A 26,773-nucleotide genomic window follows, 5' to 3' on the forward strand; every position below is an offset into this window, starting at 1 on the left:
GCCAGACTAGCTGTCTTTCTTGCCCTCGTCGTTGAGACGCTTCAGCGATTCTTCCGGCGTTTCGGTGACAGTCTCGGGGCGGTTGACGGCCTCGGCGCGGTCAGTTTCCGCAACGGTCAGGGACGAGGCATCGTCCGGAACAACCGTGGGCTCCTCGGCAACAGCGGCCGGCTCAACGATCTTTGTGACGGCCTGGCGGTGCACGGTAGCGAGGTTGCCGGGAGAGAGCTCCAGCACCACTTTGTTCTCTTCGTCATCCATGGAGACAATCCGGCCAAAAAGACCGAAGCTGGTCATGACCTCAACCCCAGGCGCGAACTGGGACTGCAGCGTTGCTTGCTGGTCCTTGGTCTTCTTGTTGCGGCGGAACATCATGAAGACAAAGATTCCGAGCATGGCGAACAAGACGATGTTCATTGGATCCACGGGGAAGTTTCCGATCTGTACTGGCGTATTGGTGTACGGCGCCGTCCGCTTTGAACCGGGTGGCCGGGCGGCGAACCGCCTGCCAGCCAACGGAGGCCGAAGCCGCCCACAGAAACAAAGACCCGAACGCGCCGAGCGTCTTACCAGTCTAAAGGGAAAGTCAGCCGGACGCTGCTATTGGCTGTTCGGCAGCCAATCCACAGCCGGTTCCGGGCGGATGTCGTCCTCTTCAAACAGCGCAAGCGTTTCCTGGCCAAAAACGCCGTCGGGAACCGCATAACCCAAGTGGGTCCAGGCCGGTGCCATGGCGATCCGGCCGCGGGGGGTCCGCCCCAGCAGCCCTTCGCGGACCAGGTAGGGCTCGGCCACCGTCTCCACGGTTTCGGGTTCTTCGCCCACCGCGATGGCCAGGGTGGAGAGGCCCACGGGGCCGCCGCCGAATTTGGTGATCAGGGCTTCAAGAACTGAGCGGTCCAGCCGGTCCAGGCCCCTCTTGTCCACCTCGTACATGTCCAGTGCCGCCGAGGCTGCCCGGGCATCGATCTGCTCGATGCCGTGGACCAGCGCCCAGTCCCGCACCCGGCGCAGCAGGCGGTTGGCGATTCGCGGAGTGCCCCTGGACCGGCCGGCAATTTCACTGAAGCCTGCCGAGTTGACCTTAAGGTCCAGGAGGCCGGCCGAACGCCTGAGCACCAGCTCCAGTTCCTCCACGGAATAGAACTCCAGATGGCCGGTGAAGCCGAACCTGTCCCGGAGCGGCCCCGGAAGGAGCCCGGCGCGGGTGGTGGCACCCACTAGGGTGAACGGCGGCAACTCGAGCGGAATGGCCGTGGCCCCGGCGCCCTTTCCCACCACGATGTCCACCCGGAAGTCCTCCATGGCCATGTAGAGCATTTCCTCTGCGGGCCGGGACATGCGGTGGATCTCGTCCAGGAACAGGACCTCACCTTCGGACAGGGAGGACAGGATGGCTGCGAGGTCCCCGGCGTGCTGGATGGCCGGGCCGCTGCTGATCCGCAGCGGGGCGTTCATCTCGGCCGCGATGATCATGGACAGGGTGGTTTTACCCAGCCCGGGCGGACCGGAGAGCAGCACGTGGTCCGCGCTGCGTCCGCGCATCCGGGACGCCTCGAGCACAAGCGACAGCTGCTTGCGGACGCGGTGCTGGCCCACGAAGTCGTGAAGGTTTTTCGGCCGGAGCGCAGCCTCGATGACCCGCTCCTCCGGCTCCTCTCCCCCGCCTACGAGGGTGGTTTCAGCCACGGCTGCCTACCCGGTTGCCCGCGCGTGCGCCGTCCTGCCCGAGCCAGCGGAGCGTGGCCCGCAGGATTTCGGCCACGTGGCCGGCGTCTGCCAGGTCGGGGGAATCGGCAAGTGCCTTGTCGATGCTGGAGGTGGCGTCCTTTTCGGACCAGCCCAGGCTGGTCATGGCGGCGACCACCTGCGGCTTCCACGGGGCCGGAGCGGATGCTGCGGGCGCCGCCGATGAGCCGGTACCGTGCGGCACGAGTTTCCCTGCGAGTTCCAGGACGATCCTGCCGGCGACCTTGGGGCCGATGCCCGGGACCTTGGTGAAGGCCTTGCCATCGCCCGTGTGCGCCGCAACGCGGATTGCTTCCGGATCGTGGACGGCGAGTACGGCCAGCGCCAGGCGGGGCCCCACACCGCTCACGCTGAGCAGGATGTCAAAGACCTCGCGCTCGTCGTCGCTGGAGAACCCGAACAGCGTCAGCGAATCCTCACGCACTATCAGGGAAGTAAAAAGCTTGCCCTCTTCGCCGAGGCGCAGCCCGCTGAGGGTCTGGGGGGTGGCGTTCACGCTCATGCCGGCACCGTTGAGGTCGATCACGGCGGAGGACAACCCAACGTGCGCTACGGTTCCGCGGAGAAAACTGATCAAGGCCGGGCTCCTGAAATACCGCCGGAACAAACCGGCTATCCGAACATATCTACGAATACCCTAGCAAGGAGCCCGGACATTCACCGTGCACGGCGCGCCTTGGCCTCCGCTTCAGCCCAGGCCCGCTGGGCCGGGGTCAGTGACGAGCTGCCCGGTCCGGTGGTGGCGATCGCGGCTCCGCTGCCCGCCCGCCATGCATGAGTGATGGCCAGCGCCAGGGCATCGGCGGCATCCGCGGGCCGCGGCGGTGCGTCCAGCCGGAGGATCTTGGTGACGAGTTTGGTGACGGCGTCCTTGTTGGAGGTACCGCTGCCGGTGACGGCGGCCTTGACTTCCGACGGCGTGTGCAGCGCCACCGGTATTCCCCGCCGGGCGGCGGCGACAATCACCACGCCGGACGCCTGGGCAACGCCCATCACCGTGCTGACGTTGAGCTGGGAGAAGACCCGTTCGACGGCGAGCACATCAGGTTCGTAACGGTCCAGCCAGTCATCGATGGACGTGGCAATCAGGAGCAGCCGCTGGTCCAGGCTCTCGTCCGGGGACGTGCCCACCACACCGACGGCCACCATGGTGGCCCGCCGGTTCTTCTCGACGTCCACGACGCCGATGCCGCAACGGGTGAGGCCCGGGTCGACTCCCAATACGCGGAGAGTCAAGGCCGGGCCTCAGGTTCACAGCAGGGCTGCGGGATCACTCGGCTTCCAGTGCGGCCTGCACTTCGTCGCTGAGGTCGGCGTTGCTGTAGACGTTCTGGACGTCGTCGAGTTCTTCCAGGGCGTCCACGAGCTTCATGAACTTCTTGGCGGCGTCGAGGTCCAGCGGCACCTCCATGGAGGGGACGAACTCGGCCTCGTCGGTGTCGTATTCAATCCCGGCTTCCTTGAGGGCATCGCGGATGGCCTGCAGGTCGGTCGGCTCGGAGTGGATTTCAAAGGTGTCGCCGTTGTCCTTGACTTCCTCGGCGCCGGCGTCGAGCACCGCCATCAGGACGTCGTCCTCACTGAGGCCGTTCTTGGGGAGCGTGACAACGCCCTTGCGGGAGAAGAGGTAGCTGACGGAACCCGGATCGGCGATGGTGCCGCCGTTGCGGGAAATGGCGAGCCGGACCTCGGACGCCGCACGGTTCTTGTTGTCCGTAAGGCATTCGATCAGCAGCGCCGAACCCTGCGGGCCGCGGCACTCGTACATGATCTCCGTGTAGTCCACGACTTCACCGGTGAGGCCTGCGCCGCGCTTGATGGCGCGGTCGATGTTGTCCGCGGGGACCGAGGTCTTCTTCGCCTTGGTAACGGCGAGTTCCAGGCTGGGGTTGCCGGCCAGGTCCGGACCGCCCATCCGGGCAGCAACTTCGATGTTCTTGATCAGCTTGGCGAACGACTTGGCGCGGCGGCTATCGAGGATGGCCTTCTTGTGCTTGGTCGTCGCCCATTTGGAGTGGCCTGACATGCTTTACGCTTCTCCTCTGATCATTCGAATAAACAGTTCATGCACGCGCTTCTCCCCCGTCACTTCCGGGTGGAAGGAGGTGGCCAGCAGCTGGCCTGAACGCACTGCAACAATTCTAGCCGTCCCCTGCAGGGCAGCGGCATGCGATGCATGCGCCGGGTCCGCGGGTTCCACCTGCGCCAGGACCTCCACGCCGGGTCCGACGCGTTCCACCCAGGGGCCGCGGATGAAGACCGCATGCACCGGGGCAACGCCGGAACCGGTGTCACTGAAGCCCAGTCCTTTGAACTCGAGGTCGGTTTCAAAGGATTCCCGCTGCCGGCCAAACGCATTGCGGCGGACGGTGATGTCCAGTCCGCCGAACGTCTGCTGCGGATTGCCGGCCAGGTCCGTGGCGGGGTCCGCGATCTCGTCGGCGAGCAGGATCATGCCGGCGCAGGAGCCGTATACGGGCAGTCCTTCGGCGATGAGCTTCCGCAAGGGGTCGGCGAGTTCGAAAGCCCGTGCGAGCTTGTCGATCGTGGTGGATTCGCCGCCCGGAATGATCAGTCCGTCGATGCCGTCCAGTTCGGACGGCCGCCGGATTCCGATGGCCGTGGCGCCTGTCGCTTCCGCCGCACGCAGGTGCTCGCGGAAGTCGCCCTGAAGCGCCAGCACACCGATTCGCAGGCCTGCACCCGCGCGGGAATAGTCCGTGGAAGGGGGTTTGGTCATCCAAACAGCATAGTGCTCCCCGTGGCGGCCTGAGTGCCGCAAAGGCACTGCCGGCCCGGTTCCATGCCGCGGCTGGGATATATTACAGAGCATGCTTTACTTCAGCGTTCCGCTCGGCAAGCTCGTCCGCCGGGTCTCCCGGCTCCGGGGCGGAGGCTCGGCCCTCCCCGGCCTCGTGGTCGAGAAAATCGACCCCGGATTCATGGAGCGGACATTGTCCACGCTCCCCCTGGGGGTCGCGGTGGTCAGCGGGACCAACGGCAAGACCACCACCACCAAAATGGTGGTGGAACTGCTGGAGAGCCAGGGCCTGAAGGTCTTCACGAACCGCACCGGCAGCAACTTCACCCGCGGCGTCGCTGCCGCCCTGCTGGGTGACGTGGACTGGCGGGGGCGGCTGGACGCGGACATCGCGGTGCTGGAACTGGATGAGGCCCACGCCGTGCACTTCGTCAACAGGGTTCCGCCGCGCTACAGCCTGCTGCTCAATGTCCTCCGCGACCAGCTGGACCGCTTCGGCGAGATCGACAAGACCGCGCAACTCCTGCAGCACATCGCCTCGAAAACCACCGGGACTGTGGTCCTGAACCGGGAGGATCCGCGCGTCGCCCGCATTGCCGACACGCTGGACGGCCCCGAGGTCCGGTACTTCGGCCTGGACGATTCCCTGCTGAGCACCTTCCCGAACGACGACGACCTGCGTGCCGGTCCCGGCAGCCCGGTGCCGGCTTTGCCCGCAAAGCCGCACGCCGACGTCGTGCTTCGGCGCGTCGGGACAGAGGACGCCGATTTTGAGTACGACGGCGCCACGGTCACCACCGGGATGAAGCTCCGCGGCGTCTACAACATCTTCAACGCCGCCGCTGCGCTCGTCCTGGCGCGCTGTGTTGCCGGCAACGGGACCACAGCTACGGATCATGGCGGCCTGCTCAAGGCCCTCTCCCAGGTTGCACCCGCCTTCGGCCGCGGCGAAAGCGTGGTGGTGGACGGACTGCCGCTGGACCTGGTGCTGGTCAAGAACCCGAGCGGCTTCAGGCTGGGCCTGAAGTCATTCTCCGCCGCCGGCTACGCCACCATGGTCGCCATCAATGACAACTACGCCGACGGCCGGGACATGTCCTGGCTTTGGGATGTCGAGTTCGATTCGCTGCGTGAGGGCGGAGTGGACCAGGTAACCGGTTCACGGGCCTACGATATGGCCCTCCGCCTGCAGTATGACGACGTGGCCGTCGGCGCCGTCAACCCGGAGATCGCACCGGCACTGGCCACTTTCATCAAGGGGGCCAAGGACAAACCCAAGCGCGTCTTCTGCACGTACACGGCCATGCTCGCCATCCGCCGCGAGCTGTCCAAAATCACCACTGTGGAGGTGGTCTCATGACCCCCCTATCCGAAAACGGCGAGTCCGCTGCAGGCCTTTCGGAAACCGGCAACCCGGACAGCAGCAAGGGCACCATTCGGGTCCTGCAGCTGTATCCGCGCGACATGAACATCTACGGGGACTGGGGCAACGCCCTGGTGCTCCAGCAGCGCCTCCGCTGGCACGGCTACACGCCCGAGCTGCTGGAATACAACGTGGGCGACGAATTCCCGGCCGACGTTGACCTGATTGTGGGCGGCGGCGGCCAGGACAGCGGACAGCTTGTGATCCAGGATGACCTTCTCTCCCGTGAATCGACGCTGAAGGAACTGGCCGAGGACGGCACGCCCATGCTACTGATCTGCGGGCTGTACCAGCTGTTTGGCCGGTTCTTCAAAACCCGGACGGGTGCGGTCATCCCGGGCATCGGCGTCCTGGACGTGGAGACGCACGGAACCGATGAACGCCTGATCGGCAATGTCACGGTGTCCTCAACGGAGTTCGGCGACATCCTGGGCTACGAAAACCACAGCGGCCAGACCACCCTCGGCCCCGGCGTGAAGCCGCTTGGCACAACGCCCAAGGGCACCGGCAACAACAGCAGCGACGGCAAGGAAGGGGCGCGCTACCGCAACATCGTGGCGAGCTACCTTCACGGATCCCTGTTGCCGAAGAACCCGGCCATTGCCGACTTCCTGATCCGCACCGCCGTCGAACGCAAATACGGCAGCTTCACTCCCGGCGCCCCGGACGACCACTTCGCGGTGCTGGCGCGGGAGCACGCTGCACGGCGGCCGCGCTAGTTCAGTCAAGCCCTTGGCAAGGCGGACAGGGTGTGACGGTTTGCGACAGGCAGCAAGTAGGCCGTGGCAAACTATTCCCATGGACACCGCAGCCGCCAGTCTCCCGGAACACCTCCGCCGCCCCTTGGGTCCACGCGATCCGGGGGATGCCTGGGTGGAAGGCGAGCTAGGCAGGTTCTGGGGCCGCTTCGGCTCTGCGGGCCTCCTGGTCCAAGACCTCGCCAAGGGTATCCTGCTACAGCACCGGGCCACTTGGAGTGACCAAGGCGGAACCTGGGGCCTTCCCGGCGGAGCCCTCCACGAAGGCGAGGACGCCATCACGGGAGCTTTACGGGAAGCACACGAGGAAGCCGCCGTACCGCCGGAGAACGTCGATGTGCTTTTTACGTGCGTATTCGACGTCGGTTACTGGAGCTACACCACGGTGGCAGTACGCGTCACGGACGCCTTTGAACCGGTCATTAACGATCCGGAAAGCATCGAACTTCGCTGGGTCCCCGTTGACACCGTGGACAACCACGAACTTCATCCCGGGTTCGCCACGGCATGGCCTGGACTTCGCCGCCAGTTGCTGCAGTACCGCTGATTTCTCTGACGGCGTAGGACTCACAGGAGTACGTTCGCGGGCCCGGCCGTTGACATAGGTAAGCACCATGTCAGGGAGGCGCACCATGGATACAGTCAGCACCGAAGTCGGTGGAATGAACTCTGCCGAGGACCCGCTGGATTCCTATTCGGCGACGGTCATCCGGGTTGCGGAAACGGTCACCCCGCGGGTGGCCTCGATCGAAATGACCGGGAACGGGCGCAACGGCAGGTTCCGCGTGGGCGCCGGATCCGCAGTCCTGTTTACCTCTGACGGCTACCTGCTGACCAACGCCCATGTGGTGGGCAGCGCGGGAAAGGGGCAGGCGGTGTTTGCCGACGGAACCCGTGCGGCCGTGGAAGTGGTCGGTGCCGATCCCCTGTCGGACCTTGCCATCGTCCATGGCAAGGCTCCCACCGTACCGCCCGCTGAATTGGGCGACGCCGAACTCCTCAAGGTGGGACAGCTCGTGATTGCGGTCGGCAATCCGCTGGGGCTCTCAGGCTCCGTAACGGCGGGCGTTGTCAGCGGCCTGGGACGTTCCATTCCGGTGTGGTCCGGACGCAACCGCCGGGTGATCGAGGACGTCATCCAGACCGACGCCGCCCTCAACGCCGGCAGCTCCGGAGGGGCCCTGGCCGACGCACGGGGCCGGATCGTAGGCATTAATACCGCGGTGGCAGGCGCCGGGCTGGGCTTGGCGGTTCCCATCAACGCCACCTCACGGCGGATCATCGCTTCTCTACTCGCGGACGGACGCGTCCGGCGCGCCTACCTGGGGCTCGTGAACACGCCGATTCAGCTGCCCGTCAGTTCCGTGGTCCGCACCGGGCACCGCGACGGTCTTCTCGTCGTCGAGGTTCTCTCGGGATCACCGGCCGAACGGGCCGGACTACGCGCCGGAGACGTGCTGCTGAGTGTGGGGCGAAAGTCCGTTTCGAACGCGGAGAGCCTGCAGAAACTGCTTTTCTCGGAGGCCATCGGGGCGCCGCTGGACATTTCCGCCTTGCGTGACGGCACGGAACTCCATCTAGTCGCCGTCCCCGAGGAAATGACCGAGAAGCAGTAGGTATGGCGTCCATCAACCGGGTGGCCACATCGCTTCCGGACGACGCACTTGACCGTGCCTCGTTCGTCGAGCCAGTGCGAATCCTGTCGATCACGCCGTAACAATAGGGGTCCGCCGCGAACCAGATCCGCGTGGAATGCGCGCTCCGGGCCCAAATACACACAAACCCCCGCGAGGCATGCCCACGACGCGTCCCGGGAGCATGATAGCGCGTTTCCCCAAGTAATAAACCCCCATTCCTGTTCTGAATTGCCGCCCGCCGCTATGGTTGTTGGTGAACACACCTCCGCACATCGGAGTAGCGGACGGGTGTTGTTCCACCGCTACAGTCCCGTTCGAGGCTCACCTTCCCCGAACCCGGACTGTGGATATTGGGGTAGGCACGGGGGTGCCCACATATCTGAACACCGTTCCCGAAACGCAGCATTGGCGTTGCACCAGTCGCGCAGGGTACGGGGTTTCCAGTCACAGGCGGGCTCTACGGTTCCGCAGGACTCTGCGCTTCCGGTCCTGGAACAGGACCGAGACCTTTGGTGCAGCAATTGCGCCCGCATGACCGTGCAATTTTGGGGACCATCAACCGCAGGCAAATGAGGGACAGGACTGTACGGCGGGACCGGCGTCGGACCGGCGGCTGACAGCAATTTCTACGTTCTGCCGCCGCCTGCGGCCTACACCTGGGAATGAACAAAAAGATGGGACGATCTCATGAAGAGGTCAATGGGTTTGCTCGCGTCCACACTGCTTGCCGCAGGACTCGGCATCGGAGGGACGGCCATGGCTGCCGGTCCGGCTGCAGCGGACACCGGGCTCAGGACCGTCACAATTTCGGCCGCGAGCTACACGGACCACGGCGACGACGGGAATCGCGGCGGCCATGACTGGAAGAATCACAAGAATTGGTGCGAAAACCACGGCTACTGGACGAAGGTACGCCACGGGCACCACTACGACTGGAAGTGGGTTAGCTACTGCGACGATGACCATAGGGGCGGACGCAGGTAGCCCCCAACCACAGGCCGTTGCCTGAACGACCGGCCCTGGCGTCAAGGAGGGGCATCGCTTTCGAGCGATGCCCCTCCTTTGTGCGCTTTCGCCTTCCTCTGCCGGCGATCCAGTGGCAGGGTGAGATCATGAACATGTGGGAACCAGGGACTGCCGGCGTCCTTCAGCTCCCCTCCGGCCGCCTCATCCGGGGCCGCGGACTGCGCCGGCCGCTCCCGGACGGTCCCGCTCCGGAATTCGCCGTCTATCTTCTCGGCACCAGTCCGCCCCCGGTCGCGTGGGAGCACCGCTGGCTGCGCTGGCCGGACTTCTGGTTGCCAGCCAACCAAGGCGACGCCCTGAACACCCTGCAGGAGGCCTGGCGCCGGTCCGGTTCCGAGCGCGTTGAAATCGCGTGCTGGGGCGGGCACGGCAGGACCGGTACGGCACTTGCCATTATCGCCGTCATGGACGGTGTCCCGCCGGGCCAGGCGGTGTCTTTCGTCCGGGAGCATTACGGCCGCCGGGCGGTGGAGACGCCGTGGCAGCGCTGGTACGTCAGGCACATTGCCGGCCGGATTTCCTGATGCCCCCGCCCGTGGACACGCTGGCCCGGCCTTACCCCGGAATGACCGTCCGCACATTGACCGTTCCGTTGTAGCATTCCCCTGACGACGCAGCCCGGCATGCTGGAAGGGAATTTTTCGATGATCACAGACCACAACCCGGTGCGCGGGGCGATGGATGCCTACGCCGACGCCGTTTGCGCGAAGGACCTGGAGGCGTTTGCCGCCCTTTACGCAGAAGGCGTGCACGTGTTCGATTCCTGGGGCAATGGCAGTACGACGGCATCGATGCCTGGCGCGGGATGGCCGCCGGGTGGTTCAGTTCCCTGGGCGAAGAACGCGTTGAAGTCCGTTTCGACGCCGTCAGTACCACTGTCGGTGCCGAGGTGGCATTCGGAAGTGCCGCCGTCAGCTTCTCAGGAATTTCGGCTGACGGAACCCGCCTGCGTTCCATGACGAACCGCCTCACGATAGGGCTGGAGAAAACAGCCGGAGTTTGGAAGATCACCCACGAGCACTCGTCCCTGCCGATCGACATGGCGACGGGAAAGGGCATCTTCACGCCCGGTCCGGCGTAGGGTTCCACCATGGACATCATCCTTGTTCCCGGATTCTGGCTGGACGCCTCATCGTGGTCGGAAGTTACCCCGCCGCTTGACGCGGCCGGACATCGAACAATTCCGATCACGCTGCCCGGGCTCGAGTCACAGGACGCTCCGCGCGCGGGCATTGGGCTGCGGGACCATATCAATGCCGTCGTGGCCGCCGTCGACAGCATCGACCAGCCGGTGGTACTCGTTGGCCACTCCGGCGGCGGCGCCATCATTCACGGCGTGGTTGACGCGAGGCCTGACCGCGTTGCGCGTGCCATCTACGTGGACAGCGGACCCCTTGGCGAGGGCGGCGTGATCAACGACGAACTTCCGGCGGACGGAGATGATGTGCCGCTGCCGGCCTGGGACGCCTTTGAGGAGGCCGACCTCGTGGGCCTGAACGACGGGCTGCGCGCCATGTTCAGGGAACGCGCCATCCCCGAGCCGAAGGGCGTGGCATACGACCCCCAGCACCTCCACGACGAACGCCGGTACAACGTCCCGGTCACGGTGATTGCCTGCGAGTTCCCCTCCGCTGTGCTGCAGGAGTGGATTGACGCCGGGCATCCTTACGTGGCGGAGCTCGCACGGATCCACGACGTGGAATACGTTGACCTGCCGACAGGACACTGGCCGCAGTTCACCAGACCGGCCGAGCTCGGCTCCGCGATCCTTGCCGCCCTCGACCGTGGCTAGCGTCCGCCCCCTGTAGCCTCCGACCGCCGGGCGGAAACCTTGGGAAGGACATGTGCATGACCGGAGAGTGGACCATACGTCCGGCATCAGCGCGCGATGCAGCCGACGTGGCGCTGTCGCAGTTCCTGGCGTGGCAACGCGCCTACAAGGAAATACTGCCACCGGAATTCCTGGCCGCGATGGATCCCGGACGGATGACTGAGTCATGGCGGAAAGCCCTGGCGGACCCCGTTCCGGGCGTCCGGCATCTGGTGGTCTGCGTGGCCGGCAAGGCCGTGGGCTGGTCCGGATACGGCCCCGCCCGCGACACAGCTGCCTCCGGCACGGGTGAACTGCAGGCGATCAACCTTCACCCGTCCTACTGGTCCAGGGGCCTGGGGTCGGTCCTGTTCCGCGCGTCGGAAGCGGGCCTCGCGGAGCTGGGATACGAACGCGCCTACCTGTGGGTGGCGGACGGCAACGAGCGCGCCGCGCGGTTCTATCGCCGGCAGGGCTGGTCCGCGGATGGAGTCTCCAAGGAGGACGGGCGTCTTGCGCCCGCGCTCCTGGAGCACCGCTTTTCCAGGGTGCTCAACGTACCTCCGGCACCAGCCAGGGACGCCAGCTAGAATCGGATGGCGTCAATCACTTTGACGCGGACGGCCACCAGCGCGGGTATTGCGCCGGCCAGTGCGCCCACGAGCACTGCCGAGCCAAGGCCCAGCATGGCGGCTTCAACCGGAAAGGCCGGATACTCGGTGAGGCCCGGCGCTATCTTCGACTCAATCCACGGATGCTTGACGACGGCGACGGCAAGCATGACGCCCACCGCGCCGGCCACTGCTGTGGCAACCACGGATTCCATCATGACGCCGAGGAAGATCCTGCGGGACGTTGCCCCGAAACTTCGCCGGATGCCGATCTCGCGAACCCGGTACCGCACGGTCACCATGGAGATGTTGAGCATTCCGACGGCCCCGAGCAGCAGGACCAGCCCGGCGATGCCGGCGACGGCCAGCTGAACGGTTGCGAACGGATCACCGTTGCTCGCATAGTCCATCCTCTGCGCCTGGGCATGCAGGCCCGGGAACTGCCGTTCAAGGTCGGAGGTGATCGCGGCCTCCAGGGCCTTGGCCTGGTCGTCCTGGACCCAGAGCTTGAACTGCCCGGCACCCGGGCCGGGAACACCCGCCCGCTCCGCGGCGCCCGTCAGCATAAAGGCCGACGGCGGCATCTCCGGGTACTGGTCCGGAACCACACCGATCATCACCGCCGTGGTTTCCTGGGTGCCAACCAGTTTCACCTTGGGGTGGCTGACAAGGTTCGGCCGGCCGGCGGCATTGTAAAAGGCCTCCGAAACGACCACCGCAGGGGCAAGGCGCTGTTCGTCGTCGGCCGCGAACCAGTTGCCCTGGCTGACCTCCACCCGGTGGATCACGCCGTAGCCGGGATCCACAACCTGCATCTGCACTTGCTGCACGCCGTACGGAAACTGAAATTGCTGCTGTGTCTGGCTCACATGGGTGTAATGGGTGATTCCATACCGCTCGATGATGCCCTGGTAGGCGGCTTCCAGTTTTCGCGGATCCGGCGGGGTGGGGCCATAAACTCCCAGGCCTAAGGTGGCCGAGCGGCCGCCGTTCCGTTCGGAGCTTACTTTGAACCCTTCACGTGCCAGATCGCCCACCCCCACTACGGAGGTCAGGACCGCAACAGAGAGAGCCACACCCAGCAATGCCAGGAGAATCCGCGTCTTGTTGATCCGCAGTTCCTGCCAGGCTTCCACCAGGGCGGACACGACGCCGGTCATGCGGGGACTCCTGACGGGATCTGTGCAGGAGACAGGACGCCGGATTCCAGCCGGTAGCAGGCGCGCGCCAGGGACGCGACGTTCACATCGTGCGTGATCGTGACGAGGGCGGCCCCGGATTCCGTGGCCACGGTGTCGAGCAGACCCATGACAGCCTGGCCGGTGCCCACATCCAGCGCGCCGGTGGGTTCGTCCGCGAGGATCAGCCGCGGCCGGCGGACCAGCGCCCGGGCGATTGCCACCCGTTGCTGTTCACCTCCGGACAGCATGTTGGGCATGGTCTGGGCACGGCGGGCAAGACCCACCCGGTCCAGCATGTCCATGGCGAGTTCCCGCCGTCGCCAGAAGTCGCTTCCCCGCGCATAGAGCAGCGGCGTGATCACGTTGTCCAGGGCGCTGCGCCCCGGCAACAGGTTGAACTGTTGGAACACGAAGCCCACCGCGGATCCGCGCAGCCTGGCTCGCGCGTTGCTGCCCAGCCGCTCCACCGGGGTTCCCTGAAAGCGGAGTTCGCCGCTCGTGGGCAGGTCCAGGAGTCCAAGGAGATTGAGCAGGGTGGATTTTCCGCACCCTGACCTTCCGATGACCGCGGTGTGATCTCCGCTGCGGACGGTGAGGTCAACGCCCTGCAGAATCTGCAGGTCCTGGTCGTCGGGCAGCCTGACGGTCCTGGTGACGCCCCTCAGGGATACCAGTTCTTCCACGGTCAGCCTCCGGCCGGGTAGGACCCGGGTCCGGCGAACTGCGGACCGGGCTGCATTTGTGCGGGAGCGCCCGGAATGAATTCAAGGACGGCTTCACCTTCCGCCAGGCCGGACACGATCTCCACTACGGAGCCGTCGTTGAGGCCCAGTTGCACCTTTCGCTGCTGCGGTTCCCCGGGAGGTCCTCCGGCAGGGGCTTCTGCGGGTTCACCGCCGGCAGCGCCCGGGGCCGCGGCGGGTCCGGGCGTGGCGCCCGCCGGCGCCAGCCAGACCGAACCCTCCGTAACGCTGCCCTCCACGGAAGTCAGCGGCACGGTGATGACGTCGGTGGCCTGACCGGCTGTCACGGTCATTGTCGCGCCAAGGCCGGCGAAGACCTGCACCCCGGCCGGGACGGCGCAGCTGATGGTCCCGGTGGGCGAACCGCCCTGCTCGGCAGCGCCGCCGCCAGGGATGGCTGTGGCGAAGGGAACCGACATGCCGGCCCCTCCGGACAATCCGCCGTTGCCACCGCCGACGCTTCCGGAACCATCGCTGGCCGTGCTCTTGAGCACCACGGAAGGACACTCGAACGGAGCAGGGCCTCCCACCACCGAGATCCTGGCCGATGCGGGTTTGGACAACAGCCTGTACTGCTGGGCGGCATCAACGGACCCGCTGATGGTGAACGTTCCGGGATTGACTGTTCCGGTCACTTCGCCCACGCCCACCTGCTGATCCATCAGCACCGTAAGGGTTTCCAGTTCACCGGAGACAGGGGCAAGGACGTCCGTATAGGTGTAGCTCGGACCGGACCGCACGGGCTGGGTGACCGGTCCGCCGGGCTGGCCCGCCGCCGTCGTTGGTTGACCGGCATCCGCCGCCGGCTCGGCCGGCACTTCGGCGCGGACCTGGTAAAGATTGTCCCCCGCAGCCACTTTCGCGCCGGGAGACAGGAAAATATGTGTCACCTTGCCGGCAGCCGTGCTGCGGACGCCCGCCGGGGCGTCACTCTGGATGGTTGCCGCCACCTGAACGGTGTTGGTGACCGTGGCCCGCATGGCCTGCACCACCGGAGTGGTTACTTGAGCCGCCGGCCCCGCCACTGATGGCCCGGACTTCATTCCGTCGACGAAAGCGATCTTGACCAATGCCACGGCGATGACGGCAAATACTGCCAACCACGCGACCGGCATGATGACACGCCTGAATATCCTCATCTCTGCCCCATTCGGTAACTCCCCACAGAACCTCTGCGAGAGATGCCCTCACAGCCTATAGCTTCGGTTCAGGGATTCGTGGCATCTTGGGCCTTAGCGCTCGTCGGCAAGGATCAGCTCCCGCGCGCCGGCTGCGGCCGCGCCCATTGACTCCACCACGGTCCTGGTGCGCAACCGCGTGGCCGCATCGGCATCCGCACCGGCGCACGGCCCCTGCGGCGCGTCGGCAGCAACGGAACACCACCGGTACGGCCCGCGGACGATCACGGATGGGACCCAGGCGAGGTCCGATGCCGCCCATTTTCCGGAGGCATCCTGGCTGAACTGTGCCCGGACCAGCATGCCCTCGTTGTTCACCACGTACCAGGGGGAAAGTTCCGTGACGCCGTTGCCCAGCCCGTAGGCAATCCACGTCCCTTTGTAGTTCTCGATGGGCAGCACCGAGTGGGTGTGGTGGCCGTAGACCATGGTGAACTCGCCGCTGTCCACCAGGGCGTGGGCAGTTTCCCGCTGCTGGGTGTTGGGAGCGCTGGCATATTCGTCCCCGGCGTGCATTACGCCGAGCACGATGTCCGCTCCGAGTGCCCTGGCTTTCCTTGCCTTGGCAATCATCGCGGCAGCGTCCAGCATGTCCACCTGCCAGTCGTACTCGGGGTATTGCCCGTTCAGGCCGTAGGCGGCCTCGATCACGGCTACTTTGGCGGCCCCGGTCTGCAGCACCAGGATGCCCTGCGACTCCGCTTCAGTGCGGTAGGAGCCGGTGTGCTTCAGGCCGGCTGCGTCGAGGGCGTCGAGCGTGCGGACCAGTCCGGCTGTTCCGCGGTCGATGGTGTGGTTGCTGGCGGTGGTGCAGGCCTGGTACCCGACGGCTTTCGCTGCGGTGACGATCTGCGGCGGCACGTTGAAGGACGGGTAGGCCGAGAACGGGCCCTCGGGACCCGCTACCGGCGTCTCTTGGTGGCAGATGGCGAGGTCGCTCTTCTCAATGTAGGCCCGCTGGCCTTCCAGCAGCGGGCCGAAATCCAGCCCCGGCTTACCCGCCGCTTCGGCGTCCGCCCTGGCCTGGTCCCAGAGCTGGGCATGCACCAGCATGTCCCCCGTCACCAGAACCGAAGTGCACCGGACGGCGGGGCACGCGGGCCCCTTGCCGGGTGTCGGTTCCGGCGTGGGAGCCGGCACCGCTGTGGCAGTGGCCGACGGCGGAGCGGAGGCCGCCGTCGTACGCCCCGTTCCGGTGACCCGCCCGCCGGCGCCCTGTTCCGCGATCACACCGCACGACGAAACAGCGAGCAGGACCGCTGCTGCGGCGAACGCCGTGGCACGCCCTTTGCCAGGTGATTTTCGGTAGCGTCTGCGCAACTCCCCCATGACCGTCAATCCTACGGCGGACGATCCCTGAATCCCGCCAAATCACCATTGAGAACCACCCGGTTACATGAAAGTGTTGCTTCATGACCAACCCCCTTCTGACTCCCAGCCCTTTGCCGTTTGGACTGCCCCCGTTTGCGGACATCGACGAGTCGCACTACGCCGAAGCGGTCCGCGCCGGCCTCGACGCGCACCTTGCCGAAATCCGGGCCATTGTGGACAACCCGGAACCGGCCGGCTTCGAAAACACCGCGCTGGCGATGGAGCGCGCCGGGCAGCTGCTGCAGCGCGCCGCGGCGTCGTTTTTCACGCTGGTGTCCGCTGACGCCTCGGATGGGATCCGGGCCCTGGAAACCGAACTGTCGCCTGAGTTCTCAGCCCATCAGGACGCCATCTACATGAACCGGCGGCTGTTCGACCGGTTCGCAGCCATCGACACGGCCGGGCTCGACGAGGAATCCGGCAGGCTGGTGCAGGAGTACCTCAAGGAATTCCGCCAGTCCGGCATCCAGCTGGATGATGACGGGCAGGAACGGCTCAGGGCGGTCAACGCCGAGCTGTCCCGGCTCGGAACGGATTTCGGCCAGCGCGTCAAGGAAGCCATGAAGACGTCCGCCCTGCTGGTGGACGACGCCGCTGAGCTGTCCGGACTGCCTGCCGACGACGTCGCCAGCTCCGCCGAGGCAGCCCGCGCCGCCGGCCACGACGGCAAGTTCCTGCTCACGCTCATTCAGCCGAGTAACCAGCCGGCCATGGCGGCACTGGAAGACAGGGACGTCCGGCGCCGCCTCTACCAGGCATCAATCAGCCGGGGCAGCAGCGGCGGAAGCCTGGACGTCCGGGACCTGGTGAAGTCCATGGTTGGGCTTCGGGCAGAGAAGGCCCGGCTCCTGGGCTTTGCCAACTACGCCGAGCTCACCGTTGACCGTCAGACGGCGCCCGATTTCGAAGCCGTGCAGAGCATGATGAACCGGCTGGCTCCGGCCGCGGTCCGGAACGCGGACGCCGAGGCGGCCGCCCTTGCCGAGATGGCCGGCCATCCCCTTGAGGCCTGGGACTGGGCCTTCTACTCCGCGAAGGTGCGGCGGGAGCGGTACAGCGTTGATGAGCAGGCCCTGCGCCCCTATTTCGAACTGGACCGGGTTCTTCGCGACGGCGTCTTCTTCGCCGCCACAGCCCTTTACGGTGTCACCTTCCACGAGCGGCCCGACCTCAACGGCTACCACCCGGACGTGCGGGTCTGGGAGGTCCGCAATAAGAACGGCTCCGGGCTGGGCCTGTTCCTGGGCGACTATTACGCCCGCGAATCCAAACGCGGCGGCGCCTGGATGAACTCGCTGGTGGACCAGTCCGCGCTCCTCGGCACGCAGCCGGTTGTGATCAACAACCTGAACATTTCCAAGCCGCCGGCGGGCGAGCCGACACTGTTGACGCTGGACGAGCTCCGGACCGCGTTCCACGAATTCGGTCACGCCCTCCACGGGCTGTTTTCCAATGTGACTTTTCCGCGGTTCTCCGGTACGGCCGTCCCGCGCGACTTCGTGGAATACCCGTCCCAGGTCAACGAAATGTGGATCATGTGGCCGGAGGTGCTGGCCAACTATGCCCGACACCACCTGACGGGCGAGCCGCTGCCGCAGGACGTCGTGGACAAGCTCAACGAATCCCAGCTCTGGGGCGAAGGCTTCGGTACCACGGAGTACCTCGGGGCCGCGCTCCTGGACCTTGCCTGGCATGTCCTGGACGGATCAGGCGTGCCGGAGGACGTGCTGGAGTTCGAGGCCAAGGCCCTGGCAGCGGCCGGCGTGGCGCACAGCCTCATCCCGCCGCGGTACCGGACCGGCTATTTCCAGCACATCTTCGCGGGCGACGGCTACGCCGCCGGCTACTACTCCTACATCTGGAGCGAGGTGCTGGACGCGGACACTGTCGAGTGGTTCAAGGAAAACGGCGGCCTCAGCCGGGCCAACGGTGACTTCTTCCGGGCCGAACTGCTCTCGCGCGGCAACAGCCGGGAGCCGCTGGATTCCTTCCGGGCCTTTCGAGGCCGTGACGCGCAGTTGGAGCCGCTGCTGAAACGCCGCGGCCTGGAATAGACCAGGCCCCTGCCCTCCCAACTAACTCGCATTTAACGTCGTGAAAACGGACTTTCGCGACTTTCGTGACTTTCGCGACGTCAAATGCCAGCCAGTTGGGGTTAACGTACGACGCCGGCCGGTCACCTTGCGAGGTGACCGACCGGCGTCGTACTGCTTTTGGAGCTGTTACCAGCCGCGCTCGGCGAGGCGGTGCGGCTGCGGGATTTCGTCGACGTTGATGCCCACCATGGCTTCGCCCAGGCCGCGGGAGGCCTTGGCGATCACGTCGGGGTCATCGAAGAAGGTGGTGGCCTTCACGACCGCGGCGGCACGCTGGGCCGGGTTGCCGGACTTGAAGATGCCCGAGCCGACGAACACGCCGTCAGCGCCAAGCTGCATCATCATCGCAGCGTCGGCCGGGGTGGCGATGCCGCCCGCAGTGAAAAGGACCACGGGGAGCTTGCCGGCGGCAGCAACTTCCTTGACCAGTTCGTACGGGGCCTGCAGTTCCTTGGCCGCGACGTACAGCTCGTCCTCAGGGAGGGCGGCAAGCTTGGCAATCTCGGAACGGATCTGGCGCATGTGGCCGGTGGCGTTGGAGACGTCCCCGGTCCCGGCCTCGCCCTTGGACCGGATCATGGCCGCGCCCTCGTTGATGCGGCGCAGCGCCTCACCAAGGTTGGTGGCGCCACAGACGAAGGGAACCTTGAAGTTCCACTTGTCGATGTGGTTGACGTAGTCGGCCGGGGTCAGGACCTCGGACTCGTCAATGTAGTCCACGCCGAGGGACTGCAGGACCTGGGCTTCGACGAAGTGGCCGATCCGGGCCTTGGCCATGACCGGCACGGACACGGCAGCGATGATCGCATCGATCATGTCCGGATCGGACATGCGCGACACGCCGCCCTGGGCCCGGATATCGGCCGGAACGCGTTCCAGCGCCATCACGGCCACGGCACCGGCGTCTTCGGCGATGCGGGCCTGTTCGACGTTGACGACGTCCATGATGACGCCGCCCTTGAGCATCTCTGCCATGCCGCGCTTGACGCGGTTGCTGCCCGTGACGCTGTTGGCGGACGAGCCGGCTTCGCTGCTTACATCAGGTGTAGACACAAAAACCCCTATGGGTAGCTAGATGTTACGTAGATCCGGTCTTTCGGTCCCGGCGCAGGCGGCGGCACAGACGGGAAAAGCCACGCCGCGCGCACACCGGATTACCGGATCCAATGACCAGGTACAGCTAATACTAGTCCCACGCTGCGACGCTGCTGAATTCGGGTTACCCCGCCAGTCCCGTCTCTTCGAGCGACTGCCGGTGCACGGTGGCAATCCGCTGAACCACCGTGATAAGGCTGGCGGCCGCAAGCAGGATGAGTGTCACCAGCAGCACCACGCTGGGCAGGCCGATCCCGGTGAATCCCGTGACCACCAGCACGGACACCAGGCGTTCCGCGCGCTCGGCGATGCCCACGTTGGCGTGGAAGCCAAGTGCCTCGGCCTTGGCCCGCGCATAGGAAACCACCATGCCGAGCACCAGGCATACGACGGCGGCGACGGCGATCGACCGGTCCGCACCTCCGGTGAAGTACCAGACGGCGAGGCCGGCAAACAAGGCGCCGTCGGCTACCCTGTCCAGCGTTGAATCCAGGAAGTTGCCCCAGCGGCCGCCGCGCTCCTGCATTCGCGCCATGATGCCGTCCAGGACGTCAGAAAAGATGAAGGCGGTAATGAAGAGGGTGCCCCACCACAGCTGGCCCAGCGGGTAGAAGACGAGCGCGCCCACCACGACGCCGGCCGTGCCCACGATTGTGATGGCGTCCGGTGAGACACCGATTTTCAGAAGCCAGCGCGCAAGAGGCGAGAACAGCGCGGTGAAAAACCCCCGGGCGTGCCGGTTAAGCACGTTCGTCCTCGGGCCAGGCCTCGGCGACCTGCTGGCGGACCTCGCCCAGCGTCTGCGTGATGGCTTTCGTCTGGGCGATGATGGGGAAGAAATTCCCGTCCCCGCCCCAGCGCGGGACAACGTGCTGGTGCAGATGGCCGGCAATCCCTGCCCCGCCCACCACGCCCTGGTTCATCCCGAGGTTGAAGCCTCCGGGATTGGACACCTTGCGCAGGACGCGCATGGCTGTCTGCGTCAGAGCGGCGAAATCAGCCGTTTCCTCCACGGTCAGGTCCGTGTAGTCCGGCACGTGACGGTAGGGGCAGATCAGCAGATGGCCCGGATTGTAGGGAAACAGGTTCAGCACCACATACGCGGTGCTCCCGCGGTGCACAATCAGGGAGTCCTCGTCGCTGCGCGCGGGCGCCACGCAGAAAGGGCAGTCGTCCTGGTTCTTGAACTGGTGCTGGCCGCCCTTGATGTAGGCCATGCGGTGCGGGGTCCACAGGCGCTGGAAAGCGTCCGGAACGCCGGCCAGACCGAAATCATCGGTCACGTCGCCGTCGCCCGGATAGTCTCCGCTGGCGCCTGTGGTCTCCTGCACGTCGTTTGCCCTTCCGTTTCCGCTAGCTGGTCCGGTTGCGGACGGCTTCGACAATCCTCTGGACGGCCTCGGCCACCGGCACGCCGTTGTCCTGGCTGCCGTCGCGGAAACGGAACGACACCGCTCCGGCCTCGGCGTCCTCGCCGCCGGCGATCAGGACGAACGGGATCTTGTCCTTGCTGGCGGTGCGGATCTTCTTCGGGAAGCGGTCAGAACTGATGTCCACTTCGGCCCGGATGCCGGCGGCTTTGAGCTGGCCGACGACGTCGTACATGTAGTCGTTGAACGCTTCGGCCACCGGGATGCCCACCACCTGCACGGGTGCCAGCCACGCCGGGAAGGCGCCGGCGTAGTGCTCGGTCAGTACACCCATGAACCGTTCCACGGAACCGAACAGGGCGCGGTGGATCATCACCGGACGCTGGCGGGTGCCGTCGGCGGCCTGGAACTCTAGTTCGAAGCGCTCGGGCAGGTTGAAGTCCAGCTGGATCGTGGACATCTGCCAGGTGCGGCCGAGTGCGTCCTTTGCCTGGACGGAGATCTTGGGGCCGTAGAACGCGGCTCCGCCCGGATCCGGGATGAGCGCCAGCCCGGAGGCTTCGGCCACCTCGGCGAGGGTGCGGGTGGCTTCTTCCCAGGTGGCGTCGTCGCCCACGAACTTGTCTTCGTTCTTGGTGGAGAGTTCCAGGTAGAAATCGTCCAGGCCATAGTCCTTCAGCAGGCCCAGCACGAAGTTCAGCGTGGTGGTGAGCTCGTCCTTCATTTGCTCGCGGGTGCAGTAGATGTGTGCGTCGTCCTGTGTCATGCCGCGGACGCGGGTCAGGCCGTGCACCACGCCGGACTTTTCGTACCGGTAGACCGAACCGAATTCAAAGAGCCGCAGGGGCAGTTCGCGGTAGGAGCGGCCACGCGAGCGGAAGATCAGGTTGTGCATGGGGCAGTTCATCGGCTTCAGGTAATAGTCCTGGCCGGGCTTGCGCACGGTGCCGTCCTCGTTCAGTTCCGCGTCGATGTGCATCGCCGGGAACATGCCCTCCTTGTACCAGTCCAGGTGGCCCGAGAGCTCGTAGAGGTGCCCCTTGGTGATGTGCGGGGTGTAGACGAACTCATAGCCGGCGTCCACGTGGCGCTGGCGGGAGTAGTCCTCCATGGCCTTGCGGATGATGCCGCCCTTGGGGTGGAACACCGGCAGGCCGGAGCCCAGCTCGTCCGGGAAGGAGAACAGGTCCAGCTCGGCGCCCAGCTTGCGGTGGTCGCGGCGTTCGGCCTCGGCAATGCGCTCCTGGTAGGCCTTGAGGGCATCCTTGGTGGGCCAGGCTGTGCCGTAGATGCGCTGCAGCTGCTGGTTGTTCTGGTTGCCCAGCCAGTAGGCGGCCGAGGACCTGGTCAGGGCGAAGGCGTTGGAGATCAGCTTGGTGTTGGGCAGGTGCGGGCCGCGGCACAGGTCGCACCAGACGCTGTCCCCGCTCTTCCGGTCAACGTTGTCGTAAATGGTGATGTCCCCGGCGCCGACCTCGACATTGACGCCTTCTCCGGCGTCGGCGGCGTTGTTCTTCTTGCCCAGCAGTTCGATCTTGTAGGGCTCGTTCTTCATGGCTTCGCGGGCCTCATCCTCGGACACCACGCGGCGGACGAACTTCTGGTTCTGGTTGATGATCTTGAGCATCATCTTTTCCAGGGTCTTCAGGTCTTCGGGGGTAAACGGCTCCTCGACGTCGAAGTCGAAGTAGAAGCCGTCGGTGATGTAGGGGCCGATGCCGAGCTTGGCGTCGGGGCGCAGCTGCTGCACGGCCTGGGCCATGACGTGGGCAGTGGAGTGGCGCAGGACGTTGAGGCCGTCCGGGGAATCGATGGTGACGCCTTCGATGTCCGCGCCCTCGGGGAGCGGCTGGTCGAGGTCTTTCAGTTCGCCGTTTACACGGGCCACAACGACGTCGCGGCGCTCAAAAAAGAGTTCCGCGCCGGTTGTCCCGGTAGTCACCTTGGTCTCTTCGCCGTCGACGATGAGGGTGATCTTCTGGGCATCTGACACGGGTGTCTCCTATTCAAAGTTAAGGCTTCGTAGCTTGTGGCGTACGGGGACCACAGCCAGCCTCGTCCATGCTATCTGTTGGGAGATAGGGCCACCAAAGCGGCACGGCGGGCGAACCGGTCCGGGTGCCCGTCAACCGCCGAGACCGGTGATGGCCAGGCTGCGGCTGATTCCATCCAGCGGGCCCTGCATCCGCAGGTCCTGCTCCACCTGGTCCGGAGCTTGCTTTTCCGGGAACGGCAGCGTCTCCGGGCGGCTGAGGTCCCACGCCATGGTGGCGCTGATGCTGATTCCGCGGGGTCCGGTCCGGCGGGTGTTGCCCCGGATGAGGAGCAGCCGGGTGCCGAACAGCAGCGGGCCGGCCAGCTCCTGGGCTTCATGGAAGAACACCGAGTCCACGCAGCCGGTGCCGTCGTCGATGCTGATGAACACCACCCGGCGGCCACCGCGCATGGGCGGGGTCTGGGTGGCGATCCGGACACCGGCCACCAGCACTTCGCTGCCGTTCCTGAGCCCTAGCAGCTTGTCCGCCGTGGTGACGCCCAGCCGGTCCAGCAGGGGCCGGTGGCTGGACATCAGGTGCTCACTGACATCCACGGCCATCAGGTCGAGTTCAGCCCGCACATTTTCCACCATGGTGGGGGCAGGGAGCTCCGCCTTCAGGTTCCGGAGTTCAACATCACCCAGCGGCAGGGACAGCTGGCCCTCGATGACGTCAATCCCTTTCCGGGACGGACGGCCCTGGAGGGTCTGCAGATGCTGGACGAGGTCGGCCCGGTTGGCGGCTCCCCCGGATTCACGGTGCATGGCGTCGAAGGCTCCCAGCTGGGCAAGCCGCTTGATGCTGGGTTTGCTCACCCGGGACCGGGCACGAAGATCGGCCAGGGAGTCATAAGGCTGCCCTGCCACAATCCTTTTGAGTTCAGCGCCGGAGAGCCCGTAGATGCCGTTCAGGCTGAGCCGGATGCCCAGCTTCCCTAAGTCAGGCCCGGACCCCACCCGCTCAACGCGGTACTCCGCCTGGCTCCTGTTGATGTCCAGGGGCAGGATGGGGATCCCCAGCCTGCGGGCTTCCGCCACGAGGAGCCGTTTCGGGTACATGCCCGGATCGTGTTCCCACAACCCGGCCAGGAAGGCTTCTGGGTGGTGGGTCTTCAGCCAGGCCGACTGATAGGTGGGCACGGCAAACGCCGCTCCGTGGGCCTTGCAGAACCCGAAGCTGCCAAAAGCCTTCAGCGTTCCCCAGACCTTGTCCACCACTTCGGGGGTGTAACCACGTGCCCGGGCCTCCTTGCGGAAGAATTCCTCCACTTTGGGTTCCTGCAGTTCATTCCCCAGGGCGCGCCGGAATTCATCCGCCCGGGCCAGTCCGCACTTGGTCATGACATCGAAGGTCTTCAGGATCTGTTCGTGGAAGACCGTCACGCCATGGGTTTCCTCCAGGACGGGCTTGAGGTCCGGGTGCGGGTAAACCTCAGGCGCAAAGCCATGCCGGTGCTCGAGGAAAGGCCGGACCATGTCCGACTTCATCGGCCCGGGCCGGAACAGCGAAATGTCGATGATGAGGTCGTTGAATTCCCTCGGCGCCATTTTGCCGATCAGTTCCCGCTGCCCCGGTGATTCGATCTGGAAACACCCCAGGGTGTGGGTGCTGCGGATCAGCTCATAGGTTGGTTCGTCGTCCAGCGGCACGGCGTTGAGGTCGATGTGCCCGTCCGGGGCAATGTAGTCCGGTCCTGTGCCGTCCGGCCCCACCGGATGGGCGCCGGCAGCCACCACCTCGGCCTTAGAGGGGTGCAGTCGGATGACCTCACGGACGGCAAAGGCCATGGCGCTTTGCATCCGGACACCCAGGACATCCAGCTTGAGCATCCCCATCGGATCCATGTCGTGCTTATCAAACTGGCTCATGGGCAGGCCCAGTCCGCTGGGCTGGACCGGTGTGCGGTCCAGCAGGGTGGCGTCGCCCAGGATCACCCCGCAGGGGTGCATGGAGATGTGCCTCGGCAGGCGGTCGAGCCTCTCGGTCAGGTCAACAAGCAGGTCCAGCTGCTGGTTCCCTGTGAAGTCGCGCTGTTCCACCCTGCCGGCGAATTCCTTCAGCTCGGGCTTCTCCACGAGTGCTTCGCGGAACTTCCTGGCGGAAAAGCGCCACAGCTGTTTGGCGATCTCGCCGATGTCGCCGTCGTCCATGCCGAGCGCCAGCCCGGCGTCCCGGACGGCACCGCGGGCGCGGTAGCCGTTCTGCATGCTCATCAGGGTGACCCGCTCGGCCCCGAAGCGGTCAAAGATGCGCCGGTAGACGTTGTGCCGCTCGGCGCTTTCGACGTCGATGTCGATGTCCGGCAGGGTGGACCTGTCGCGGGAGAGGAACCGCTCGAAAATCAGATCGTGTTGGAGCGGGTTCACCTGGCTGACATCAATGAGGTAGTTGACCAGGCTGGAGGCGCCGGAGCCCCGCGCCGCCGCCCTGACCCCCATGTCCAGGATCATTCTGGAAACCTCTGCGACGGTGAGGAAGTAGGAGGCGAAGCCAAGGTTGGCGATGATCCGCAGTTCGTGGTCCAGCCGAGCCCGCATTTGCGCTTCAGCCTGACCCGAAATCCCGGGGAACCGCCGTCCGATTCCGGCCTCGCAGCGCTGGGTCAGCTCAACGAGGGGGTCGCCGTCGATGCCGATCACTGCTGTCTCCGGGACAACGGGCTGCTTCCAGCCCATGTCCGCGACGGGATCAATCCGGCACCGGTCCGCGAGCGCCTCGGTTTGGCCCAGCAGCCTCTTGAGGTCAGTGGCGCCATAACCGGCGGCATGGATGATCTCCCTGCCGAGCTCGAGCATTTGGGCGGACGATTTCAGCCAGCCCCGGCCGTTGGGCTGAAGCAACGGCTCGGCGGTCAGTTCGGGCAGGGATTTCAGGGTGCGGGCTGAATCCAGCACGTCTGCCGTGGCGGCGCCGTCCTCCGCGCAATAGCGCACGGCGTTGGTCAGCACGGCGGGGACTCCGTGCTCGGCCGCCAGCTTGAGCATACGAACGGCATGGGCGGTGCTCAACGGCTCGCCGGGCGCGCTGAGGTGTGAGACAACCTCTGCGGCAACGGTTCCTGTGGGCAAGGCGTCCAGCCATTGTTTGAACAGCGTCCGGGGACGAAGGTACCGGCGGCCGCCCATTGCCCTGCCGACATCCGAATCCGGCCCGATCAGTACGGTCAGCACAGGTTCCAGGGTTTCCGGATGCAACGTACGGGACGCCAGCTCGGCCCGGGTCACGGCAACCGGCACTACTCCCCCGGCCTTGCCGGTGGTGCGGGCATGGGCATCTGAAATCAGCCGGCAAAGGGCGCGGTACCCGGCACCGCTGTTGTGTCCGTGGGCGAGCACGACGACGCGGCCCGCGAGCTGGGTGCGGAGGTCGCCGTCGTCGTCGAAGACCGCAAGGTCCACCCCGACGACGGGATCAAGTCCCGCCGCCATGCAGGCCTTCAGGTGCTTGACCGTGCCGTATAGGCCGTCGCGGTCCGTGCAGGCGAGCGCCGTGGCGCCGTCTGCTGCCGCGGCCTGGGCGAGCTCGTCCGGCCAGGACACACCATAGTGGGCGCTGAAGGCAGTGGAGACATGAAGGTGGGTGAAGCTCATGCTGATCTTGGCCGGAGTGCATCGTGAATCTTCAGCAGCCTCCAGCGTCCGCTGCCAATGTTCTTCGTCAGGTCGAGGGTGAGGCTTTCCTGCTCGTGCGGGACTCCCTTGGCATCGGAGAGCCGGACCTGGACGCGCCAGATCTCGTGGTCCACCAGTCCCGGGCCTGTTCCCAGGGGTGCGCGGGTTTCCTCAGCCCACCACTGGCGGCGTTCAAACCAGCGCACCGGCTCAGCGCAGACGATGTACCGCCTTCCGGCCCAGGTGAGTTCCAGCGGCTGGCCGGCAGGCGTGCACACGACGTCCACCCCCTCGCTGAACATGCCCATCGGCGCCTC

At 65.8% G+C, this 26,773-nt stretch carries 26 protein-coding genes; 10 read left to right on the forward strand and 16 right to left on the reverse strand.

Annotated elements, in window-relative coordinates; all coding sequences use genetic code 11:
• Positions 1-6 precede the first annotated feature (6 nt).
• The 6 genes from yajC to pdxT all read right to left on the reverse strand — a co-directional run bounded on the left by yajC (position 7) and on the right by pdxT (position 4,489).
• On the reverse strand, positions 7-417 hold the full coding sequence (yajC, locus tag FCN77_RS15160) for a preprotein translocase subunit YajC (protein WP_137322934.1): 411 nt from the start codon (positions 415-417) through the stop codon (positions 7-9).
• 183 nt (positions 418-600) lie between these two features.
• Complete coding sequence (gene ruvB / locus FCN77_RS15165) at positions 601-1,689, reverse strand: Holliday junction branch migration DNA helicase RuvB (protein WP_137322935.1); 1,089 nt, start codon at positions 1,687-1,689, stop codon at positions 601-603.
• Positions 1,682-2,326, reverse strand: a complete 645-nt coding sequence (gene ruvA / locus FCN77_RS15170) for a Holliday junction branch migration protein RuvA (protein WP_137322936.1) — start codon at positions 2,324-2,326, stop codon at positions 1,682-1,684. The genes ruvB and ruvA overlap by 8 nt, the downstream gene beginning before the upstream one ends.
• A gap of 80 nt (positions 2,327-2,406) precedes the next feature.
• Positions 2,407-2,985: a crossover junction endodeoxyribonuclease RuvC gene (ruvC, locus tag FCN77_RS15175; RefSeq protein ID WP_137322937.1), complete on the reverse strand. Its 579-nt coding sequence runs from the start codon at positions 2,983-2,985 to the stop codon at positions 2,407-2,409.
• Positions 2,986-3,019: 34 nt separating this feature from the next.
• Entirely contained in the window at positions 3,020-3,775 is a 756-nt protein-coding gene (locus tag FCN77_RS15180) for a YebC/PmpR family DNA-binding transcriptional regulator (protein ID WP_137322938.1), read from the reverse strand.
• A 3-nt stretch (positions 3,776-3,778) separates the two neighbouring features.
• The gene (gene pdxT / locus FCN77_RS15185) at positions 3,779-4,489 is read right to left on the reverse strand and encodes a pyridoxal 5'-phosphate synthase glutaminase subunit PdxT (protein WP_137322939.1); all 711 of its coding nucleotides are present in this window, start codon (positions 4,487-4,489) and stop codon (positions 3,779-3,781) included.
• A gap of 91 nt (positions 4,490-4,580) precedes the next feature.
• Here pdxT and FCN77_RS15190 point away from each other — a divergent pair, with 91 nt between their 5' ends.
• The 9 genes from FCN77_RS15190 (at position 4,581) to FCN77_RS15230 (ending at position 11,754) form a co-directional block, all read left to right on the forward strand.
• Positions 4,581-5,870 (forward strand): Mur ligase family protein, encoded by a 1,290-nt coding sequence (locus FCN77_RS15190; protein WP_137322940.1) that lies wholly within the window; start codon positions 4,581-4,583, stop codon positions 5,868-5,870.
• Positions 5,871-5,974: 104 nt separating this feature from the next.
• Positions 5,975-6,652, forward strand: a complete 678-nt coding sequence (locus FCN77_RS15195) for a type 1 glutamine amidotransferase (protein ID WP_254679029.1) — start codon at positions 5,975-5,977, stop codon at positions 6,650-6,652.
• A 79-nt stretch (positions 6,653-6,731) separates the two neighbouring features.
• Complete coding sequence (locus FCN77_RS15200) at positions 6,732-7,238, forward strand: NUDIX domain-containing protein (RefSeq protein ID WP_137322941.1); 507 nt, start codon at positions 6,732-6,734, stop codon at positions 7,236-7,238.
• 85 nt (positions 7,239-7,323) lie between these two features.
• Positions 7,324-8,307: a S1C family serine protease gene (locus FCN77_RS15205; protein WP_137322942.1), complete on the forward strand. Its 984-nt coding sequence runs from the start codon at positions 7,324-7,326 to the stop codon at positions 8,305-8,307.
• Between the two features lie 720 nt (positions 8,308-9,027).
• On the forward strand, positions 9,028-9,312 hold the full coding sequence (locus FCN77_RS15210; RefSeq protein ID WP_137322943.1) for a hypothetical protein: 285 nt from the start codon (positions 9,028-9,030) through the stop codon (positions 9,310-9,312).
• 128 nt (positions 9,313-9,440) lie between these two features.
• The gene (locus FCN77_RS15215) at positions 9,441-9,878 is read left to right on the forward strand and encodes a protein-tyrosine phosphatase family protein (protein WP_137322944.1); all 438 of its coding nucleotides are present in this window, start codon (positions 9,441-9,443) and stop codon (positions 9,876-9,878) included.
• Between the two features lie 281 nt (positions 9,879-10,159).
• Positions 10,160-10,435 carry a nuclear transport factor 2 family protein gene (locus FCN77_RS15220; protein ID WP_137322945.1) on the forward strand — a complete coding sequence of 92 codons (276 nt, stop codon included), beginning with the start codon at positions 10,160-10,162 and terminating at the stop codon, positions 10,433-10,435.
• Between the two features lie 9 nt (positions 10,436-10,444).
• On the forward strand, positions 10,445-11,146 hold the full coding sequence (locus tag FCN77_RS15225; protein WP_137322946.1) for an alpha/beta fold hydrolase: 702 nt from the start codon (positions 10,445-10,447) through the stop codon (positions 11,144-11,146).
• A 56-nt stretch (positions 11,147-11,202) separates the two neighbouring features.
• A complete protein-coding gene (locus FCN77_RS15230; RefSeq protein WP_175417273.1) occupies positions 11,203-11,754 on the forward strand; it encodes a GNAT family N-acetyltransferase in 552 nt (183 codons plus the stop codon).
• Here the strand turns inward: FCN77_RS15230 and FCN77_RS15235 are convergent.
• The 4 genes from FCN77_RS15235 to FCN77_RS15250 form a co-directional block, all read right to left on the reverse strand.
• Positions 11,751-12,935, reverse strand: a complete 1,185-nt coding sequence (locus FCN77_RS15235; RefSeq protein WP_137322948.1) for an ABC transporter permease — start codon at positions 12,933-12,935, stop codon at positions 11,751-11,753. The genes FCN77_RS15230 and FCN77_RS15235 overlap by 4 nt on opposite strands.
• Positions 12,932-13,645 (reverse strand): ABC transporter ATP-binding protein, encoded by a 714-nt coding sequence (locus tag FCN77_RS15240; RefSeq protein WP_217496317.1) that lies wholly within the window; start codon positions 13,643-13,645, stop codon positions 12,932-12,934. Before FCN77_RS15240 ends, FCN77_RS15235 begins: the two co-directional genes overlap by 4 nt.
• The gene (locus FCN77_RS15245) at positions 13,642-14,814 is read right to left on the reverse strand and encodes a hypothetical protein (protein ID WP_137322949.1); all 1,173 of its coding nucleotides are present in this window, start codon (positions 14,812-14,814) and stop codon (positions 13,642-13,644) included. The genes FCN77_RS15240 and FCN77_RS15245 overlap by 4 nt, the downstream gene beginning before the upstream one ends.
• Before the next feature lie 117 nt (positions 14,815-14,931).
• Positions 14,932-16,206 carry a CapA family protein gene (locus FCN77_RS15250; protein WP_137322950.1) on the reverse strand — a complete coding sequence of 425 codons (1,275 nt, stop codon included), beginning with the start codon at positions 16,204-16,206 and terminating at the stop codon, positions 14,932-14,934.
• Positions 16,207-16,289: 83 nt separating this feature from the next.
• On the opposite strand from FCN77_RS15250, the gene FCN77_RS15255 reads away from it, so the two are divergent.
• Complete coding sequence (locus FCN77_RS15255) at positions 16,290-18,302, forward strand: M3 family metallopeptidase (RefSeq protein ID WP_137322951.1); 2,013 nt, start codon at positions 16,290-16,292, stop codon at positions 18,300-18,302.
• A gap of 168 nt (positions 18,303-18,470) precedes the next feature.
• On the opposite strand, the gene pdxS is transcribed toward FCN77_RS15255, so the two are convergent.
• The 6 genes from pdxS to FCN77_RS15285 form a co-directional block, all read right to left on the reverse strand.
• Complete coding sequence (gene pdxS / locus FCN77_RS15260; RefSeq protein ID WP_137322952.1) at positions 18,471-19,397, reverse strand: pyridoxal 5'-phosphate synthase lyase subunit PdxS; 927 nt, start codon at positions 19,395-19,397, stop codon at positions 18,471-18,473.
• 166 nt (positions 19,398-19,563) lie between these two features.
• Positions 19,564-20,187, reverse strand: a complete 624-nt coding sequence (gene pgsA / locus FCN77_RS15265; protein WP_137322953.1) for a phosphatidylinositol phosphate synthase — start codon at positions 20,185-20,187, stop codon at positions 19,564-19,566.
• Entirely contained in the window at positions 20,180-20,770 is a 591-nt protein-coding gene (locus FCN77_RS15270; protein ID WP_137322954.1) for an HIT domain-containing protein, read from the reverse strand. Before FCN77_RS15270 ends, pgsA begins: the two co-directional genes overlap by 8 nt.
• A gap of 22 nt (positions 20,771-20,792) precedes the next feature.
• Complete coding sequence (gene thrS / locus FCN77_RS15275) at positions 20,793-22,802, reverse strand: threonine--tRNA ligase (protein WP_137322955.1); 2,010 nt, start codon at positions 22,800-22,802, stop codon at positions 20,793-20,795.
• A 132-nt stretch (positions 22,803-22,934) separates the two neighbouring features.
• On the reverse strand, positions 22,935-26,435 hold the full coding sequence (locus FCN77_RS15280) for a DNA polymerase III subunit alpha (protein WP_137322956.1): 3,501 nt from the start codon (positions 26,433-26,435) through the stop codon (positions 22,935-22,937).
• A complete protein-coding gene (locus tag FCN77_RS15285) occupies positions 26,432-26,764 on the reverse strand; it encodes a DUF6504 family protein (protein WP_137322957.1) in 333 nt (110 codons plus the stop codon). The genes FCN77_RS15280 and FCN77_RS15285 overlap by 4 nt, the downstream gene beginning before the upstream one ends.
• Between the last annotated feature and the right edge of the window lie 9 nt (positions 26,765-26,773).

Origin of the sequence: Arthrobacter sp. 24S4-2 (genome assembly GCF_005280255.1) — a bacterium.
In the GTDB taxonomy this organism is placed as follows: Bacteria; Actinomycetota; Actinomycetes; order Actinomycetales; family Micrococcaceae; genus Arthrobacter.